We start from the raw sequence: 17,390 nt of genomic DNA on the forward strand, positions 1-17,390 counted from the left end.
ACCTGTGCGAAGGAGAGCTGCCCGAGCGGCCTAAGGGAACAGTCTTGAAAACTGTCGGCGGGGGAGACTTCGCCCGAGGGTTCGAATCCCTCGCTCTCCGCAGGTAGGGAACACGCAGGTCAGGGCGGGTACCGGCTGAATACCGATACCCGCCCTTTTCGATTCCCGTCCCACGCTGTCCCACCCGCGTACCGGGGCTGACCAGCCCGTGTGGAACATCCGTGGAACGGTTCCACACGGGACGCGATCGAACTGCGACCCGGCTTCAGTCGATCGCCCTCGTTTATCGCCGCACAGTGACGATGATCTCCCCCACTCCCCCAAGGTAGGCGGAGCAGCGGTGGGCGCTGCGAGCGTTCTCGAGTAGGAGCCCACCCGTCGCCGAACGCGGACCGAGCTGTTAGCTCTGGCCCGTCTTCATGGCTCGCGCCAACTGGGTGGGCTGGAGGCTCTTGTGGTGGCCTGACAGGCAATCATCCGCTTTGCCCGGTTTCGGAGATGGCCCTGAGGGCCCAACGGTCCATGGTTGTCAGGCTGACGACTAGGCTTTTTGAGAGCGAGAGGGAAGGCCGCCCTGGTCCGTTTGGTTGGCGCCTGAGGCCGAGGCGGACCTTCCCTTCGCTGGTCCCGCACGTCCACTTCCAGTAGAAGGGGGACTCCTGTGGAGTCTACCGAGGTCCCAGAGCCCAAGGACAGGCAAAAGAGCGCAGTTCAGCGCCGTCGCGCGCTGAAGAGGTACGCCCGCGTGGCGTGGCTGAACGCCGTGAAGGGGGCGTCAGCGGCTGCTGGCACTGCCGCTGTGACCTGTGCCGTCTGGTGGCTCCAGAACCGCTAAACCGACGACGAGAAGCAAAGGGGCCTCCGGTGTTTCGATGCTGGAGGCCCTGGTCATGTCCGACGAGGTCTGGCTGGTGACCGATACCATGCGCCTGCGCGAGGGCGAACTCCAGAACTCTTCGGTGGCATTCGCATTCGCATCGCTACGTGCGACTGCAGGTGTTGAGGGGGAGGTGGCCTTGCTCAACACGTTCAACATGAGTGTCGGAGGCAGCCATGCCAGACGAGGTGAAGAACAAGCGCTCGCCCGTCTCCATGACCTTGCTCCATGCCGGCGAGAAGCTCGGGTCGGGCCTGGACTCCGACCTTGGGCGATCCCATCAACGATCCCGAGCTCGGTACCACCGCGCTCCGCTTCTCGCTGAGCGGGGCCGACAAAGTGGTCCGCCTCTTCTGTCAGGACAAGTTCGAGCTCATTGATGTCCTGGTCTCCGGTCGAGTGCCCGGCGACGCTTTCGGTGCCGCGTCACCCGGCCTGTACGTGGCCGCTATAGAACGAGCGCCGTACTTATCACCTCGGAGGTGAGTACGACGCTCGTTCGGCTTGGGAATCTACTATGCTGCGGGCCCGCTCAGCCCCTTCCGGGCCTCCCTCAGCGCTGCTTCGATCTGGTCGTTGGCCTTGTCGCGCTTGCCGTCGAGAACCTTGGCGTAGAAGCGGTACAGCACGGCGACGCTGTGTCCGGCGCGGCGGGCGACCTCTACAGGGTCGACGCCGGAAGCGATCCAGAGCGAGACGCCGGCGTGCCGGAGCGAGTACGGGACGTCAGCGAAGGGGGTCTTCACCTGTGCCGGGGTGAGGGCCTGAGCCCGCACCTTCTTCCACGCCGCTGAGTACTCCTTGCTCAGCAGGTGGCCGCCCTCGGAGGCGCGGAACATCCGTCCCTCGGGGCCGACACCGAACTCCTCGATGTGGTCGCGGAGCAGCTTGACGAGCTCGGGCGGGATCGGAACCGGACGCGTCGCCTTCCTTGCGCGACGCTTCAGCCCTCGCCGCTCGAACGACTGACCGTCGTCCGTCCAGATGGAGCTGACGCGTGGCGCGCTGCCGGCGAGGACGAGCTCTCCCCAGCCATCGGCGGGGAGCGTGCAGTCTGCCTCGTGCAGATCGGCTACCTCGGCCGGCCGCATGGCCGCGTAGTACATGCAGCCGAAGAAGGCGGCCAGGTGGAACCCGCGCCTTCCCAAGCCGGGGGCGACAGCGATGAGCCGGGCGGCTTGGACCGGATTCGGCACGTACCGCCAGTCGATCTCGTCATCGACCTCCGGCGCCGTCCAGTCGATGAACAGCAACGGATTGCTGGTCAGCCTCTTCTTCTCCAGCGCGTAGCGCAGCGCGTTGTTGAAGACCATCCGCTTCCGCCGTGTGGTGTTGGCAGCGGCCTTCTTGCCGTCCATGCGCTTGGCGAGCGCATTGAGGGCAGCTCGGACCGTGTCCGCTTCCTCCAGGAGCGACATCTCGACCGACTTATTCTCGATCCAGGCAAGCGCCGCGGTGATTTCCGGTGCGGGCTCCTGGCGGTGCTCGGAGAAGTTGAAAGCCCAGCAGGAGAGCGCCCTGCGGAGCACCTCGGGGGCCGGGGCCCCGCGGTTGTCCACGACGAGTGCCGGGGTGATGGTGGCAAGCGCGTCGGCGCGCGCCATCCGGGACTTGGCGGACGAGTTCGGCCACTTCATCTCCGCGTAGGCCCGCGCGTGCTGGTACCAGTTCAGCTGTCGGAGCTGGCGCATCTCGGAGGCGGGAAGGCCGGTGATGGTGTCGAACTGCTCGCCGGTGCGCGCCGCCGTCTTGAGCTCCGAGCGGCGTCCGTCCGCGAGCGTGGTCGTGGCGAAGGTCCGCGAGTGGACCTCGGTGCCCACCCGCCAGCGAAGTTGGAACGGCTTGCGGCCACGTCGGAGGTTGCGGATGGCGTAGATCTGCACGTCGAAGGTCAGCACGGGAACTCCTCGCAGTTCGCCAGCCAGGAGTCCAGGTCGGTCCGGCGAATCCTGATCTGTCCGTTCGGCAGCTTCAGGCACTTCGGCGCCTTGCCCAGCGCCCGCATCCGGTAGAAGGCGGAGCGGGACATCGCCAACTCCTCAAGCACCTCGGGGAGACGCATGGTCGACTGCTTGGGCATGTTCAGCCCTCCTTCTGGGCAGGCGATGTGACGGCGGGGGAGCAGGACAGCCGGTCAGCCTCCCAGCGGCACGGCGCGACTGCGGTGACGCCGGTGACGCTGTGACTGGTGTGACAGTTCATGCCCGTCCCCCGTTCTGGCCAGGTACGACGTAGCCGCCGGACCGCCGGACCAACTGAACGTCGTTGGCCATCCGGGAGCAGGTCTGGCGAACCAGAGCCGCATCCAGACCGGTGGCCTCCGTGATCTCCTTCGGCTTCGCCCCGGGGTGGTCCCGGACGTAACGCAGGATCATGACGCGGGTGTCGCCGATGGTGTGGTCCTCGGCCGGCCCGTCCAGGAGGTGCCAGGCTCCCGTCTCGGCCTCGAAGCGGAGCGCGTACTCGGTCTCGTCCACGTCGCGTCCGGTGACGTGCAGCACGCCGTCGGCCTGGCCCCGGGAGCGCTTCAGGACGAGCGTCGCGTCTGCGGCTCCGGCCAGGCCGTTGGTGCCGGAGACCTCAGCGAGGAAGTCGTCCGAGCCAGCCTTGCGGACGTGGTGGACCAGGACCACCGCGATACCGTAGTGATCCGCGATCCGCTTGGCGTGCCCGACGGCCGCGTAATCCGCGTCATAGGCGGACATTCCGGGGGCCGACAGACCGCGCATCTTCGCGAAGACGTCGATGACGACCATCCGCGCGTTGTCGTTCCGCTCGATCCACTGCGAGATGGCTTCGCTGCCGCCCTGGGGCAGGGTCGGGCAGGAGGTCGCCAGCGTCAGCGTGGCCGGAGCGCGGCGGTCGCCGAGCATCTTCCGCATCCGGGTCTGCAGGCGGCGCGCGGTGTCCTCAAGCGCCAGGTAGAGGACCGGTCCGCCGTCGACGGGCACGCTCTCCATCGCCTGGCCACCGGCCGCGACGGAGAGCGCCAGGCCGAGGGAGAGCCAGCTCTTGCCGACCTTGGGCGGTCCGCAGAGCAGGTTGACGCCTTCGGAGATGATCCCGGGAACGGCCCAGCGCGGCTCCGGGAACTCGGTGGCCATCAGCTCGTCGGCGGTCCACGCGGTACGGATGCGCTGCTGCGCCGGCTGAAGCGGCCTCGGCTCCGGCGTGCTCTGCGCCGTGTACAGGTTGGACGGGTCGTACGTGGTGGCGTTCATGCGGCGCTCCGAGCGATGGTGCGAGGCCGCCGCGCGCCGGCCCGAAAGCCGGAGGCGATGGTGCGCTGAATTTCGTTGGTTTGCAGGCCGACCCCGTGAGCTGCTGCGGTGAGCTCGGCAGTCACATCGGCGGCAGGCAGTTCCCCGCCCGTGACCAGCTGCCCCAGCGCCACAGCGGCCAGGTAGAGAGCGGTGTTGCGGCGGCTGGTGGGTGCCGCTGCCACGCGGGCCACCTCGGCGTTGACCGCAGCGCGGAGGTAGGCCGCGTTCCGGCCTCTGAGGGCCAACGGCGCAACCCGATACCCCTGCTGAGGCACGGGCGCCGGTGCCAGTCGCTCGGCGAGCCACCCAGGCAGGGGAGCAGGGGCCCGGTCGTCAACGACCCGATAGGAGCGGCCGTTGACCACGCTGCCCGCCCCGACAATGCATCCGCCGTGGGCGCGGGTGTCGATCTTCCAGCCGAGGACTCCGGCGGTATTCCGGAGCCGCATGCCCGCCGGTGCAGCAAAGTAGAGATGCCGTCCCCCGCTGCCGCTGCGGACGGTGAAGGTACCGCTCGGGAAGGGCTGGCCCGCCGTCTCGGCCAGCAGGGCTAGCGCATCCTGGCCATCGGCCAGGGCTGAGGCAGCGCCAGCGGGCGGCAGGTCCCCGCTGTGCTTGGGCACGTCCAGGTCGACGACGACCAGGCCGGAGGGGCCGGTGGCGATGCCGACGTTGTACGCACCGAAGGCCCAGCAGGGGTCGATGCGTCCAAGCGCGGTCGTGGCTCGGCTCTCCCACGAGCGCAGGGCGGGACGCTTGCTACCGGGAGCGAGCGGGAAAACGAACCATCCTCGCACAGCGGCCTCACGTGCGGCGAGAGCCAGCGGGCTGGGGTTGTTTTGGTGCATGCTGATAGCACCTCCTGTTTCCTGGAAGGGATGGGAGTTACTGGGGCAGCGGGCCTCGTTGACCCGTCGACCGCTGCCCCGGGCTCATTTCAGGAGTTCTGAGCCCTGCTCCACGCGAAGTACTGCTGACGCACATAGGCGCGGTATCCGGCGCCGATAATCGCGTCCGAAAAGCGGATCGACCCGGCGGCCGGCCTCTGAGGACCGTCGCCCTGGCGCTCGTCGAACTCGATCAACTGCACGGCGGCGTTGGAGGCCATCTCCGCCGCGTCCAGCACTTCCTCTTGGCTGTGGGTGAGGACCCGCGCCAGGGCAATCCGATCGACCAGCGCGGCCTTCCGGAGCCAGTACTCACGGCTGGCTTCCCCGCCACGCCCGAGGATCTGCGCCTGCTCGGTCACCCACACGATTTCGTCGACCACGCCTGGGGCACCGGCGTACGCCAGCACGGGAGTGGGGAAGCCGACCTCGGCGGGCGTGCTGTCGTGGTCGGTCATCGCTCGCCGTCCTCGCTGTACCGGTCGGACTTGGCCTGCAGCAGCAGGAAGTGCAGGGCCCGCTCCGCCATCTCGCCATAGGCATAAGCACTGTCCGCCAGGCCACGAGCGAACTGGGCGGTGTCGTCGGCCATGGACGCCTCGTACTGCGTCAGGTAGTCGAAGGGAGGGAGGTCATCGAACCCCTGCACGGCGAGCTGCCGCTCGTGCAACGCGGTCTGCAGCTCGGCAAGCCGCCCAGCCCCGGTCCAACTGCTGAGGGCGTACTGCAGGTTGGGCAGCGCCCCGCCCTCGGGCACGTACAGACCGTCCTTGCGCCCCAAGTGAACGTACTCGGGGCAGCCACCGCAGGCGATGGCCAGCAGCACACCGGCGGTGCCGTAGGCGTAGGCGAGCGCGGCGTTCTCGTACAGCTGGTGGACCTGCGCGTCCAACCTGCCGTACGCCTCGCCGAGCTGCCGCAGAGCCTCATCGTGCGGACGGATGAAACTCATGGCGTCGACGACGCTCACCGAACCGTCGACCGGCAGGACTCGGGCCGGGTCGACGTGCCAGGAGGCCGTCTGCGCAGTTCGATAGGCGGCTCGGAACTCGCGAGCAGCGGCGCCGAGGGCGTACACGCTCTCGGTGAGGCTGATGAACCACGGAGTCGTGGGTTCGGACATGTTGTCGTGCTCCTTCCGGATCAGAGGAGGTGGGTGAGGTCGCCGAAAGCGCCGACGATGAAGTGGTTGATCGGGGCAGCGGCGCCGGTGGCGGCGAGGTAGAAGCCGAAGAGAGCGGCCACGATGGCGCCGGCGGCGCTGACCATCCGCGAGCGGAGCATCATCACGAGGACGAGAGCGAAGAAGGCGACGAGGGAGAGGGTCACGGTCACGGGTTTTCCCCAGGGGTGAAGTTGAGAAGGAAGGGGTGCTCTGATCGCGGTGGCTCGGCTACCGGGTACCGTCGCGGCGAGCACGGGCCCAGGCGTTCCACATGCGGCGACCGATCCGCAGACGCAGCCCGGTGGCGTTGCAGTGGCGGCAGTCCTTGCCGCGCCGGAGGTGTCCCATGCGGGTCTTACGGATCAGGAACCCGAAGCCCTTGCAGCGGCGGCAGCGCCCGAAGGGCGACCCCGCACAGAGGCTTATGTAACCGATAGTGAAGATGAACAGCCACACGACGACATTGACCATGAGAGGGTCTCCAAGGGCGCAGATGCCGGACTTCCGGGAACTTGCCAGTTGACGTGCTAGGTACTAGATGCCAGCTCAGGGCAGCGATTTGCCGCTAGGAGAGGTGCTAGACCTAGCAGGGGGAGCCGCTAGGCCTAGCACCGAAAGCGGTCAGTCGCCGGAGCGCTTCTGGATACGCTCCGCAATCACCTTGGTCACGTCAGCACGAGCGATTCCGCGCCGCGTGGTGCCCTTGCCTCCGCCGGCGGGAGTGCCCCAGACGTCCTGGGCGCTGATGCCGTGCGGCTTGAGGTTGGTGGTGACGGTCTCGCTCTTCCAGCCCGTGTAGATCTCGGGACGCAGGTCGGCGAGGCGCGCGGCGACCTTCTCGTTCCAGACCTTCTCCTCATCCACGGGAACCACCGCGAGGATGTCGGCGAGAAGGTCGTAGACCGGCGCGGAGTCCGCAGCGGGGGCCTGGCCAGCGGCGTGGCCAGTGATGTTGCCGTACTCCTCGCGCACCTTGCGGGCCCGGGCGACGACCTGTTCGGCAGCCGGGCCGTCGATGAACGCAGAGCACACGATGCGCGGGTCGTCGCCCTCGCCGGCCATCCACGCGATGCCCTTGTCTGAGCGGGAGAACATCGTCGCCCGGTACCCGGCCTTGTACATCGAGGTGCCCAAGACCATGTCGTTGGCGATGTTGCCCATGACCTTCAGGGCGAACCGCAGCACGGCATTGGCGTTGATGCCGGGCGGCAAGGACTTGGCGTCCGGGCGCTGGGTGCCGAACATCGCCATGATGCCCAGCGCCGGACCGCGCTTGGTCAGGTCGGTGCAGATGTCTTCGATCTCCGCCCCGTACTCGGAGTGCTCGAAGGGCACCTGGCACTCGTCGAACGCGGCCACGATCGGGTGCAGACCGTACTTCTTGTCGCTGGCCAGGGCCGGGGTCACCTTGTTCTCCGGGCAGATCGCCCGGGGCAAGGTCCGGATCAGCTTGGCGCGCCTGCGCATCTCCTGGCGCAGTTCGCGCAGCGAGGCAACGACGTACTCCATGTCCTCGTCCTCGTCACCCGAGCGGTAGCGGTGGCAGACCGGCTCCAGCGGACCCAGATCGCCGGTGCCCTTGAACTCGAACGCGTACAGCTCGGCGCGCGGGTCCAGGGCCGCGATCAGCATCAACAGCCGCATCAGGAACGTCTTGCCCATACGCGGAATGGAGCCGACCACCACCGAGGCGAACATCAAGGTGACCTCAACAGGCCGCATGCGCTGGTCGTTGCCGAACACCACGGGCTTGAACAGGTCCACCGTGCCGGACTTGAGCAGCGGCCAGGCAGGCTTCTTGGTCTCGTTCATGGGCCGGTCGCCCACCCAAAGGATCAGCGCGCCCTCGTGGGAGTCAGGGTTAGGGCTGGGCCACACACACGCCAGCTTGCGGCGCAGCCCGGACGCCAGGGCCTTGCGCTTCTCCATCACGTCTTCCGGCGTGACGCCGTAGGGCAGGTCCACCTCCGCGCGGTAGCCAGGACCGTCACGGGTGATCTCGGAGGTGAACTTGATGCCCTCCCCGCCCTTGGCCAGCGCCTTGTTGATCTTGTCGTTGCCGATCGAACCCAGCGCCCGCAGCACGATCGAGGTGGTCAGCTTCTCCAACTCGGTCTTGACCACCGCCGGGCCGATGATGGGCTTGTCCGGGCGCTGGCCGGCGAAGCCCAGCGCCAGCACCGCAGCCCCCGCCAGGGCCAGCAGGTAGTGAGGAGCCAGGACGTACATGGACAGGGCCAAGCCCAGGCCGAACACCGAGGCGACCGTGGCGACCAGCGAGCGCCAACGCACATGCCGGTCCCGTGCCCGGGTCAGCGTCATGTACTCGGATGCGTTGTCCGAGGCCACCGCCGAGGCGCGCAGCGGGGCCATGTCCAAGTCCCACACCCACCGGTTCATGGCCTTCATGAACCGGCCGGCGCCGATCGGGGCGGTGCCAGCCAGGCGGGCGGCGTAGTAGGGGGTCCGGACGCAGTGGAACGCGCACGCGTAACCGGCGTTCATTCCGGCCCGGGTCAGCGCGCTGGTCAGGTCGGCCTTGCTGCGGACCCAGGCAGGGACGATCGGACGGCGCTTGACCTCGGTGATACCGGGTCCGGGCAGGTCCGGCGGGTCCGCCGGAACCGAGACGGGCGGGGCGTCCTCAGGGTCCTCGAAGTCCCCCGCGACCCGCCCCGAGCCGTCCGCCGGGGGCGCGGCCGCCGGAGCGGCGGCGGGTCCGGCGGTCTCGGCCTTGGCGTCCACGCCGGCGGTGACCGGGGCGGGGGTGTTCATGTCGGCTTCCAGGCGCGCGAACAGCTCGCGCTCCGGGTCGCCCTCACTCGGGTGGTTCACTGGTGGTTCCTTCCGATGCTGGGAGGGACCGGGGCACGTCGTTGCTGTCCAGGCGTGGGACGTGCCCCGGGTCATGTGCAGGAGAAGGCGCTGTTCTTGAGGAGCTCGGGGCTCAGCGGCCCTCGGAGTCGGCGAGTGCCTCGAATTTGTCGGCGGTTCGTCAGGCGGCGATCGGGGCGGGTTCGGCCGACTCAACGGGCAGCGGCATGTAGCCGACGAGCAGCAGGCGGATGCCGTCGTAGTCGCGGGTGATCTCGATGGTGTGGAAGGTGTCGTAGGGCTCGCCGGCGGCGGTCTGCGGGTCCATGGCCAGGGCTTCGCGCCACTGTTCGAACGCGGCCGGGTCGTGGGCGTTGACCCTGAGGTTCGGCCCCACCGGGTAGGCGGTGATGTCGAAGCCGACGGCGGGCAGGTCGGGGAACCGGGTGACCAGGGCGAGCAGGATGCGGGCAGCGGCAGTCTGCGTGGCGGCGCTGGGGGCGTGGTTGCTCATAGCGGGGTGTTCCTTCCGGTTCAGCGGGTGGTGGCGGGCACGGGCGTGCCCTCGGTGAGGTCGGGGACGGCGTGGAGTTCGGGGCGGGTCTCGCGTGCTTCCTGGTAGCGGGCGGCGATCCATCCGGCCGACCAGCCGGTCAGCTCCACCGCCCGTCGTTGCGGCAGGCCAGCAGCGATCGCAACGTGCACGGTTTGCCGAGCGTCTGCCTCCGGCACCTTCTCGCTCACCGCAGGGGCGATCAGTAGTTCCTGGCGCAGTTGCTCGGCCACCTGCCGGAAGCGCTGTTCGGCGGCGGCCCGCTCGGCGCGCTCACGCTCGCTCGCCTCACGTTCACGGTGCTCACGCTCACGAGACTCGTGCTCACGGCGCTCCCGCTCGGCCCGCTCGGCAGCCTCCCGGCGAGCCTGCTCTTCGCGCTCCTCGCGCCGCAGCCGTGCTTCGTGCTCACGCTGCTCGTGCGCCAGTCGGGCTTCGTGCTCACGGCGCTCACGCTCCCGCTGCTCCGCCACGTCCCGCTCGGCCTGGCGCGCCTCGCGGGCCATCCGATCGCGCTCCTCGGCCTGGCGTTGGCGCTCCGCCCGCTCCGCGCGCTCAGCAGCCTGGCGCGCCTCAAGCGCCCTGCCGATCGCCCTGCGGTAAGCCAGTGAGGCTTCCGAGGTGACGATCAGCAGAAGGGGCGCGACGGCGTGCACGGCCACGCCCACCGGGTCCCGGTTCAGCGCGGACAGGGCGGTGTTGAGCAGCACGGTCATGATGCCGGTCATCCACCGCAGGGCGGCGGGCCACCGGCCCCCGTTCGCGTCCAAGCGGGCAAGGGTGCTGTCCATCCGGACCACGATGACCACCGCCGCATCGACCACCAGCGGCAGGATCGGGGCCGTCCAGTGCCATCCCACTGGACTATGACCGGCCATCAGCGGAGTGACCGTGAGCACGCTGTAGAGCACCGCGCCTGCGGTGATCGCCCACGTCCCCACATTCAACGCCAGCTCGGCCCGGCGTACCTGATCCGGGCTCATCGTCGCGCTCACGACACCCACCATCCGCCCTGTCGTGAGCGGGCCGTGAGCGTGGTGAGCACGGCAGCCGTCCCCAGAAACGGCAGGGCCTTCGGCAGTGCCGCTTCGAGGCGGCTCCGGACACTCACGCGGCTTCGCCCCAGACCGCACGCCGGATGATGCTGCGCTGGATCAACGGCGTGGCGTTCAACAGGACCGCGACGTAGGCGGCCAGCTCGGGCGCCTCGGTCTCCAGGTCTGCCAGGACCCCGCGCGCCGCCTCCTGGCGGACGGCACGGGCCTTGGCGTTCTCCCCCGGTGTGCCGAGGAACAGCTCCTGCAGGAACTCCGGGAGCTGCTCATCGGCGTCGAAGCCGAGGGCCAGCTCCTCGAACTCGGAGGCACTGATGGCCTCCTGCTGTCCGATGTACGTACGCATATGGAACTCTCCTGATGCCTGGAACGGGATGGGAGGAGGCGCCAGGGGTGGCGAGCCTCGTTGACCCGTCGACCGCCACCCGCAGCGTGTGCCGTACTCAGACGCGGATGCGCCGCGGCCCGGTGATGCGGAGCCACAGGCGATAGATCGCCATCACGGCCGTGTAGGAGCCGACGCCGACCAGGACAGTCGGCACCAAGGCACCGTTAGCGCCCGCCTCGGCCACGCTGCTGAACAGAGCCGTAGCCGTAGCCGTGATGACGGCGGCTCCGGTCGCCAGGCTCCGGCCGGCCGTCGTCGCCTTCGACGACCGGGCCACGATCTCCAGGTCGTACGGCATCACCTGGCGCAGGCCCTCGCCGGAGAGCCGCAGGACGACGCAGCTGCCGTTCGCGTTGTTGATGACGCCGGCAACCATGCCGAGCGTCATGTCAGTGCGGTCATAGACCGCGTCCCCGATCGCGAGTCGCATCGGTTCCCCCTTCAGGACTAGAGGCAGGCCGAAGACGGCGGCAGAGCCGACCCTCAGCACTCGACTTTTCCTAAAGAGGACTTGTCCTCAAGTCCTCTTTAGGAGTTGCCAAGACTATGACGTAGCCCACGCCCACTCGTCAAGACCTCTTAAGGACTCGTATGCTGGGTGTCGCAACACGACTAGGACAGGTGATCAGCGATGGCGGTCTACGAGCGGATCGCGGAAGACCTACGTGGACCCATTCGCGCAGGTGAGATGAAGCCGGGAGACCGGCTTCCTACGGAGACAGCTCTCGCCACGCGGTACGGGAAGAGCGTTCCGACCATCCGTCAGGCCCTCGGGCTGTTGCAGGCCGAGGGCCTGATCGAGAAGATCCACGGTCGCGGCAACTTCGTGCGTCGGCCTCGCAAGCTTGTTCAGCGCAGCAACCTGCGACACCAGTGGGAGAAGGACCGTGCCCGGCAACCCGACGATATTCGGGCACGCACCGGGGCGACGGAGCACGACACCGGCCTGCAGGTGGACGATCTCCTGTTCTTCGCCAAGTACCAGGAGATACGGGCGAACAGTGATCTTGCCGCCGCCTTCGGCGTAGACGAGGGAACTCCGCTGCTTGAGCGCATCTACCGAACGCGCTACCGGATCGAGGACGCGCCATTCAGCCTCGTCCACTCCTACATCGTCAGTGACCTGATCGCCGGGAATCCCGATCTCTCTGACGAGACGAAGGAGCCATGGCCGGGCGGTACGCAGAACCAGCTCTTCACCGTAGGCATCGAACTCTCCCGGATCGAGGAGCGCATCACGGCCAGGCCGGCGAGCGCCGAGGAGGCTGAAGAACTCGCTCTGCCACCTGGCACATCGGTCATCCTCCTCCGCAAGACCTCGTTCGACACCACCGGACGTCCGGTGGAGATCTCCGACGTCACCAACCCCGGCGACCGTACGGAAATGCTCTTCACCACTCACTTGGAAAGGTGGTGAGTGCCTTGCGGCGCATCATCATCATTACGGCCGTCCACCCGCCGTCGGCGCAGTTCCTGCCGGATGCGTACAAGTCGATCTGCGACCAGGAGCTCCCTGAAGGCTGGGAGTGGCGCTGGGTCATCCAAGAGGACGGCTTCTCCGACGACGTCGCTCCCCATGTGCCCGATGACGAGCGGATCAGCTTCCAGCAGGGGCGCCCTGGCGGTCCCGGCGTGGCCCGCACGATGGCCCTGGCCCGCGCCGCCGACGCCGAAATCATCAAGGTCTTGGACGCCGACGACGTGCTGCCGGCTGGTGCCCTGGCGCGCGACCTGGCGGCGCTCACCGCAGACCCAAGCATCGGCTGGGCGACCTCTCGGGTCTTGGACCTGCTGCCCGACGGGTCGACTCAGGGCTTCGATGGCGACCCGGCCCCGGGGCCTATCGAGCGCGGGACGGTGATGGAGTTCTGGAAGGCCAACAGCTTCCGCGCCTCGGTTCACCCGGCGACGCTCTGCATCCGCTATGACCTCCTGCTCGCCCTGGGCGGCTGGATGGCCCTCCCCGCCAGCGAGGACACCGGTCTCCTGCTCGCCCTCAACACGGTGAGCCGTGGGTGGTTCAACGGCGAGGTGGGTCTCCACTACCGCAAGTGGCCTGGCCAGGCGACCGCCCAGCCGACACACACCGCTGCCATTGAACGCGACGCGCGCATGGCCATCGTGGAGGCCCGCGCCCGCGCGCTGGACTGGTTCCGTTGGCGCTACCCGGCGGAGGACTGAGGAGTTGAACCGCTTCGTTCCGGAGGCCCTGGCCACCCTTGGCCGGTCCTACGTCAGGTACGCCCCTGGAACGCTGGGGAAGGGGTGGGTTGTCGAGAAGCACCTGAATTCCTGGCTTCGCGACAACCCACGAAGGCGAGTCGTCCGCACCACGTTCGGCGCCAGGTTCGCCGTCGACACCCGGGACCTCATACAGCGGTACATCTACCTGTTCGGCGTCTGGGAGCCGCATCTGACGCACTGGATTCAGCGTCGGATCCGCCCCGGAGACACCTTCATCGACGTCGGCGCCAACATCGGATACGACACCATCCTTGCCGCCGGCCTCGTCGGGCCGGCGGGCAGGGTGGTGTCGATCGAGGCATCCCCGACTTTCCACCGCTGGGTCGAGAAGCACATCCAGTTGAACGGGCTCGGCAACGTGAGGACGGTCAACGCCGCAGTCTCCGACAAGAACCAACTGCTGACGTTCATCCTGGCTAGCTCTCACAACATGGGTGCCAACAGCATCGTGCCCTACGACGGTCCTGCTGAGAGCACCTTCAAGATCGGCGCTCTGCCGCTGCCCGAGTTGCTGACCGATGCAGAGGTGGCCAAGGCCCGAATCATCAAGATCGACGTAGAGGGTGCCGAAGGCGCGGTAGTTCGCGGACTCGCCCCTGTCCTTCGACTGCTACCGCCATCGGCGGAGATCGCCATCGAGGTAACCCCCGAGCGCATGGCCATGCTCGGGGATTCCATCGACGACCTCATGGAAACCATGGGCTCGTACGGCTTCCATGCCTACCGCATCACCAACGACTACACGGTAGCCAGCTATCCAAGCGCGGTCAGACAGCCCATGAGCACCGTGACCCGCTGGAACAAGGCGATCCGCGAGGGGACTGATCTGATCTTCTCCCGAGTGGATGCCGAGACCCTGCAGTAGCGCCCCATGTTCGAGCCGACCACCTTGATGCCCCAGCCGATGGCCCAGGGCCTAGCTCGGCTCCATTACTCTCCCCAGAAGAGGAACTGGTGTCTGGAGGAATCACGAGCGTCTCTTCGCCCGCTCACTTCCTGGGCTTCCACTCCCCGAGTGGGGCCAGCACCGGCCACAGCGTCAGCTGAAACACCCACAGGAACGCCATCAGCAGTGCGAACGCCGCCGGGCGCTCCCTGCGGACCCTCGACAGCCCCGGAGTCCCCTCCATCGTCAGGTTGGCCAACCCAACGGGCCAGTAGGCCCAGTAGTCGTCCTCGCGGATCTTCCCCCGCACGGACATCAACGCCAGCCCCACCCCGTAGAAGCAGGCCGCGCACACCAACATCGTCAATGACATTCCGGTCCAATCAGGCTGGTTGAGGAAGCCGCCCCACGCCTGCACCCACCGCACGCCGCGCAGACCCGGCACGGTGCAGCAGTCACAGGACAGGGCGTCGTGCGGATGATCACTACGGAAAGCCGTCACCACCGGGACCCCGCTCCTGCGGCACCCAGCCGGGCCCGGGGATCCACGCCGTGATCCGGCCCCGTGCGGGCGCGCAGCGGATACGCGGCCGGCCGGTGGGTGCCCTGCAGGACGCCGGTGTAGCGGGACTCCAGGCGGAACGCGCACCCCTGGCAGGCGAACAGTTCCACCGCACCCCCCGCGCCCTCCAGGACGCCCAGGTGCGTCACCGGCACGTCGCTGTCCTCGCACTTGAAGCACTCGCCGGACGACCAGGGAATCCCGCTCAACCACGCAACGGCGTCCACCGCGTCACGCTCCCTTGCGCGCCAGCGCGCCCCACTCGGCGAACAACACCGTGTCCGGGTCCGGCCTGCCACGGTCCACGGCCCGGTCCCCGACATCACCGACCCCCGGAGCCAGCACCTCAAGCCCCGCGAACAGCGACGCCACCGCCGACGGACGCTTCACCCCGCACCCCTCGCTCCACGTCACCGTCCGCAGAACCCCGGTCGCCTCGCGCCGGATGTCGCTCATGCTGCTGACCGGCTGACTGACCGCCAGCACACTGCCCGGTGCGAGCATCCCCGCCAGCCGCCCCACCCACCACGCCGCATCCGCCTGCACCCGGAACCGCCACGGCAGCGAGACCGCCAGCACACCCAACGGCTCCGACAGGTCCAGCACCCGCCCCACTCCCCGATCGGCGAACACCGCCCCCAGGTCCAGCGGGTCAACCACCCGCACCGCGACGCTGTCCCCCTCCGCCCGCAGCGCCCGTGCCGCAACCATCGCGTGGAGGTCGTCGTCCACGAACGCGACCCGCCCGCCCGGGTGCACCGCCCGCACGATCGCCGCCACATCCAGCGGGTTCCGACCCGCCCACAGACCACCCCCGCTCCGGCCCCCGGCGCCCGACACCCACGGAGCCCGTAACCCGCAGCCCAGGTCGAGCACCTGCGACAGCCCGTGCACCCGCGCCATCTCCTGCGCCGCGTCCTGCCGGAACGCCAACGCCGCCCGCGCAGCCGCACCCGCGCCCGGAGCCACCTCCTCCAACTCCCGAGCGAACGTGCGGTGCAGCTCGCAGTTGTCCCGCCCGCCCGCCAACGCGTTCACCACCCCGCCCAACGAGAAGTCCAGCATCCTCGCGACGAAGGACGAGGAGTCCTCACCAGGGTCCATCCGGGGATCGCCCACGAAATCGAAATCCACTGCACACCACCGATCCGTCAAGCACAGGCCGACCACACCGCAACGGCACGCCGGCAAAGAGAAAGAGGGGGAGAAGAGAGGGGACCCCGGCCCGGCCGCCACGAAGGGGAGGCCGCACGGGGGGCCGGGGTCCCCGGGAACCCGCCCCGGGACGGCGAAGGGAGAAAGACACCGTCCGGAACGGGAGATCAACAACCGGGCACAGCCCGGATCACGAAGGCCGACGCCCGACCAGAACAGGGCCGGCCACCGGAGGCACGTACCGAAGACCCTCACGCGGCAGCCTCCGCGCCAGGACCTCACACACCCCACGAGCGGGAGCGAACGCCGTAGCGATCCTCGCCGCCCGCAACCACAACTCCACCTCACACGCGGACGGCTCACCGCTCACAGCCACTCACCCGGCACCGCGTTCACATAGGAGCGCTGAATGTACTGGTAGTTGGCATGACCCGTGTCCCGCACGTGCTCCGCGATCCACTGGTTCGCCCTCGCCTCGGTGTCCCAGTCACCCGACAGCGCACCGCACTCCGGGGCATCCTCGTCGGCCGGATCCGAATGCGTCACGCACACCGCCCCCCACAACGGCGACGCCGTCGGATCGGGGTGCAGGTCGTACCGACGAAACCGAAACGTCCTCGTCAGCCCCATCCCGGACACCCCACAACTAACCGGCTCAAGATCCAATCCCTCTCGCTGCTCGGAGCCCACCAGGGCGAGTGACTACCCACCGTGCGCGGCGCGCAGATGACGCCGCATCAGCACTCGCACATCCGCAGCCCCCGACGCATCTCCGACGATCCCCGCCAAGGTCGCAGCCATGCCGGCACACACCCCACACCCGCGCACCGCCACCGGAGCCGGCAGCGGGAACCCGTAGTCGAACGAGTCCGAGAACCACGGCGACCGATACGAGTCCCTGCGGGTCGGCGCCCGCAGCCCGTTCACAGTCCCAACCTCGAAAGCCTGTTGACCTCCGCCACCCGAGCACGCAACTCGGCCGTCGAGCGATCGACCGGGGCAGCAGGCTCCAAGTCTTCCGGCATGGCCTGCCACTCCACGCCGCCGTGCACCGGGCGCAGAAAGACCCATTGGGGCTTAACTTCCATCACCACTCCCACTCGGTCATGCACGACGTCGTGCATCCGCGTTCCCACGACCACCGCCGGTTCCTCGTCCGGCTTCACCGTGTGCTCAACCTGGGCACGTCGCGCATGGTCGATGCCCTGCAGGCGGCGCGTCGCCCCTTCACTCTCGGCCCCTCCCCTCTCGCTCACGATTCGTCCTCCAGTTGATCAAGCAACTCGGTGGCAAAGACTGCCTCCGCATCACCAGGAAGGGCCAGGAGCGCGGCCTCGACCACTCGGCCGCTCGCATCGGCCGTTGTCCGCTCAATCACGAGCACGGACGTCCGGGGGGTAAGGCGGAGGGTGGCGACCTCATTCGGCGTAGGCAGCCTTGATGACACCCGCTCCACTACGGTTGTTGCCCCTCCAGCCCCCAGGGCCCCGGCCCGCTCGGCCGAATCCCCGTCCCAGGGCGACCAGTGCATCGACCTCGGA

Annotated in this window: 22 protein-coding genes and 1 tRNA gene; 4 read left to right on the forward strand and 19 right to left on the reverse strand. The window is 68.3% G+C overall.

Features of this window, described 5'->3' with window-relative positions:
• Positions 1 to 11: 11 nt before the first annotated feature.
• A tRNA-Ser gene (locus tag BS75_RS21880) sits at positions 12 to 100 on the forward strand.
• Between the two features lie 1,292 nt (positions 101 to 1,392).
• Here BS75_RS21880 and BS75_RS21885 read toward each other — a convergent pair.
• From BS75_RS21885 to BS75_RS21945, 13 genes are all read right to left on the reverse strand, one after another.
• Complete coding sequence (locus BS75_RS21885; protein ID WP_034089469.1) at positions 1,393 to 2,775, reverse strand: tyrosine-type recombinase/integrase; 1,383 nt, start codon at positions 2,773 to 2,775, stop codon at positions 1,393 to 1,395.
• Positions 2,769 to 2,957 (reverse strand): helix-turn-helix transcriptional regulator, encoded by a 189-nt coding sequence (locus BS75_RS21890; RefSeq protein WP_034089470.1) that lies wholly within the window; start codon positions 2,955 to 2,957, stop codon positions 2,769 to 2,771. The genes BS75_RS21885 and BS75_RS21890 overlap by 7 nt, the downstream gene beginning before the upstream one ends.
• A gap of 118 nt (positions 2,958 to 3,075) precedes the next feature.
• Positions 3,076 to 4,098: an AAA family ATPase gene (locus BS75_RS21895; protein WP_034089471.1), complete on the reverse strand. Its 1,023-nt coding sequence runs from the start codon at positions 4,096 to 4,098 to the stop codon at positions 3,076 to 3,078.
• Positions 4,095 to 4,988, reverse strand: a complete 894-nt coding sequence (locus BS75_RS21900; RefSeq protein WP_034089472.1) for a bifunctional DNA primase/polymerase — start codon at positions 4,986 to 4,988, stop codon at positions 4,095 to 4,097. The genes BS75_RS21895 and BS75_RS21900 overlap by 4 nt, the downstream gene beginning before the upstream one ends.
• Before the next feature lie 89 nt (positions 4,989 to 5,077).
• Positions 5,078 to 5,485 (reverse strand): hypothetical protein, encoded by a 408-nt coding sequence (locus BS75_RS44630; protein ID WP_052069602.1) that lies wholly within the window; start codon positions 5,483 to 5,485, stop codon positions 5,078 to 5,080.
• On the reverse strand, positions 5,482 to 6,150 hold the full coding sequence (locus BS75_RS21910; protein ID WP_034089473.1) for a hypothetical protein: 669 nt from the start codon (positions 6,148 to 6,150) through the stop codon (positions 5,482 to 5,484). The genes BS75_RS44630 and BS75_RS21910 overlap by 4 nt, the downstream gene beginning before the upstream one ends.
• A 20-nt stretch (positions 6,151 to 6,170) precedes the next feature.
• Positions 6,171 to 6,362 (reverse strand): hypothetical protein, encoded by a 192-nt coding sequence (locus BS75_RS21915; RefSeq protein WP_034089474.1) that lies wholly within the window; start codon positions 6,360 to 6,362, stop codon positions 6,171 to 6,173.
• Between the two features lie 58 nt (positions 6,363 to 6,420).
• Positions 6,421 to 6,663, reverse strand: a complete 243-nt coding sequence (locus BS75_RS21920) for a hypothetical protein (RefSeq protein WP_034089475.1) — start codon at positions 6,661 to 6,663, stop codon at positions 6,421 to 6,423.
• A 150-nt stretch (positions 6,664 to 6,813) separates the two neighbouring features.
• Positions 6,814 to 9,027 (reverse strand): P-loop NTPase family protein, encoded by a 2,214-nt coding sequence (locus BS75_RS21925; RefSeq protein ID WP_034089476.1) that lies wholly within the window; start codon positions 9,025 to 9,027, stop codon positions 6,814 to 6,816.
• Between the two features lie 160 nt (positions 9,028 to 9,187).
• Complete coding sequence (locus tag BS75_RS21930; RefSeq protein WP_034089477.1) at positions 9,188 to 9,520, reverse strand: hypothetical protein; 333 nt, start codon at positions 9,518 to 9,520, stop codon at positions 9,188 to 9,190.
• A 20-nt stretch (positions 9,521 to 9,540) separates the two neighbouring features.
• Entirely contained in the window at positions 9,541 to 10,542 is a 1,002-nt protein-coding gene (locus tag BS75_RS21935) for a hypothetical protein (protein WP_042437783.1), read from the reverse strand.
• Between the two features lie 124 nt (positions 10,543 to 10,666).
• On the reverse strand, positions 10,667 to 10,960 hold the full coding sequence (locus BS75_RS21940) for a hypothetical protein (RefSeq protein WP_034089478.1): 294 nt from the start codon (positions 10,958 to 10,960) through the stop codon (positions 10,667 to 10,669).
• A gap of 97 nt (positions 10,961 to 11,057) precedes the next feature.
• Positions 11,058 to 11,432 (reverse strand): hypothetical protein, encoded by a 375-nt coding sequence (locus tag BS75_RS21945; protein WP_152645817.1) that lies wholly within the window; start codon positions 11,430 to 11,432, stop codon positions 11,058 to 11,060.
• A 201-nt stretch (positions 11,433 to 11,633) separates the two neighbouring features.
• On the opposite strand from BS75_RS21945, the gene BS75_RS21950 reads away from it, so the two are divergent.
• The 3 genes from BS75_RS21950 to BS75_RS21960 are packed head-to-tail and all read left to right on the forward strand — an operon-like array spanning position 11,634 to position 14,111.
• A complete protein-coding gene (locus tag BS75_RS21950) occupies positions 11,634 to 12,419 on the forward strand; it encodes a GntR family transcriptional regulator (RefSeq protein WP_034089480.1) in 786 nt (261 codons plus the stop codon).
• Entirely contained in the window at positions 12,416 to 13,183 is a 768-nt protein-coding gene (locus BS75_RS21955) for a glycosyltransferase (protein ID WP_034093523.1), read from the forward strand. Before BS75_RS21950 ends, BS75_RS21955 begins: the two co-directional genes overlap by 4 nt.
• 4 nt (positions 13,184 to 13,187) lie before the next feature.
• A complete protein-coding gene (locus BS75_RS21960) occupies positions 13,188 to 14,111 on the forward strand; it encodes an FkbM family methyltransferase (protein ID WP_042437735.1) in 924 nt (307 codons plus the stop codon).
• Between the two features lie 124 nt (positions 14,112 to 14,235).
• Here the strand turns inward: BS75_RS21960 and BS75_RS21965 are convergent, their stop codons facing one another.
• The 6 genes from BS75_RS21965 to BS75_RS46805 form a co-directional block, all read right to left on the reverse strand.
• Positions 14,236 to 14,637: a hypothetical protein gene (locus BS75_RS21965; RefSeq protein WP_034089481.1), complete on the reverse strand. Its 402-nt coding sequence runs from the start codon at positions 14,635 to 14,637 to the stop codon at positions 14,236 to 14,238.
• Positions 14,631 to 14,921 (reverse strand): hypothetical protein, encoded by a 291-nt coding sequence (locus BS75_RS21970; protein WP_034089482.1) that lies wholly within the window; start codon positions 14,919 to 14,921, stop codon positions 14,631 to 14,633. Before BS75_RS21970 ends, BS75_RS21965 begins: the two co-directional genes overlap by 7 nt.
• A gap of 4 nt (positions 14,922 to 14,925) precedes the next feature.
• Positions 14,926 to 15,798: an SAM-dependent methyltransferase gene (locus tag BS75_RS21975; protein WP_152645814.1), complete on the reverse strand. Its 873-nt coding sequence runs from the start codon at positions 15,796 to 15,798 to the stop codon at positions 14,926 to 14,928.
• 417 nt (positions 15,799 to 16,215) lie between these two features.
• Positions 16,216 to 16,479 carry a DUF7848 domain-containing protein gene (locus BS75_RS21980; RefSeq protein ID WP_034093525.1) on the reverse strand — a complete coding sequence of 88 codons (264 nt, stop codon included), beginning with the start codon at positions 16,477 to 16,479 and terminating at the stop codon, positions 16,216 to 16,218.
• 293 nt (positions 16,480 to 16,772) lie between these two features.
• Complete coding sequence (locus tag BS75_RS50480; RefSeq protein ID WP_231607858.1) at positions 16,773 to 17,105, reverse strand: hypothetical protein; 333 nt, start codon at positions 17,103 to 17,105, stop codon at positions 16,773 to 16,775.
• On the reverse strand, positions 17,102 to 17,380 hold the full coding sequence (locus tag BS75_RS46805; RefSeq protein WP_042437731.1) for a UTRA domain-containing protein: 279 nt from the start codon (positions 17,378 to 17,380) through the stop codon (positions 17,102 to 17,104). The genes BS75_RS50480 and BS75_RS46805 overlap by 4 nt, the downstream gene beginning before the upstream one ends.
• Positions 17,381 to 17,390 lie beyond the last annotated feature (10 nt).

It is taken from the genome of Streptacidiphilus albus JL83 (assembly GCF_000744705.1).
Taxonomy (GTDB): domain Bacteria; phylum Actinomycetota; class Actinomycetes; order Streptomycetales; family Streptomycetaceae; genus Streptacidiphilus; species Streptacidiphilus albus.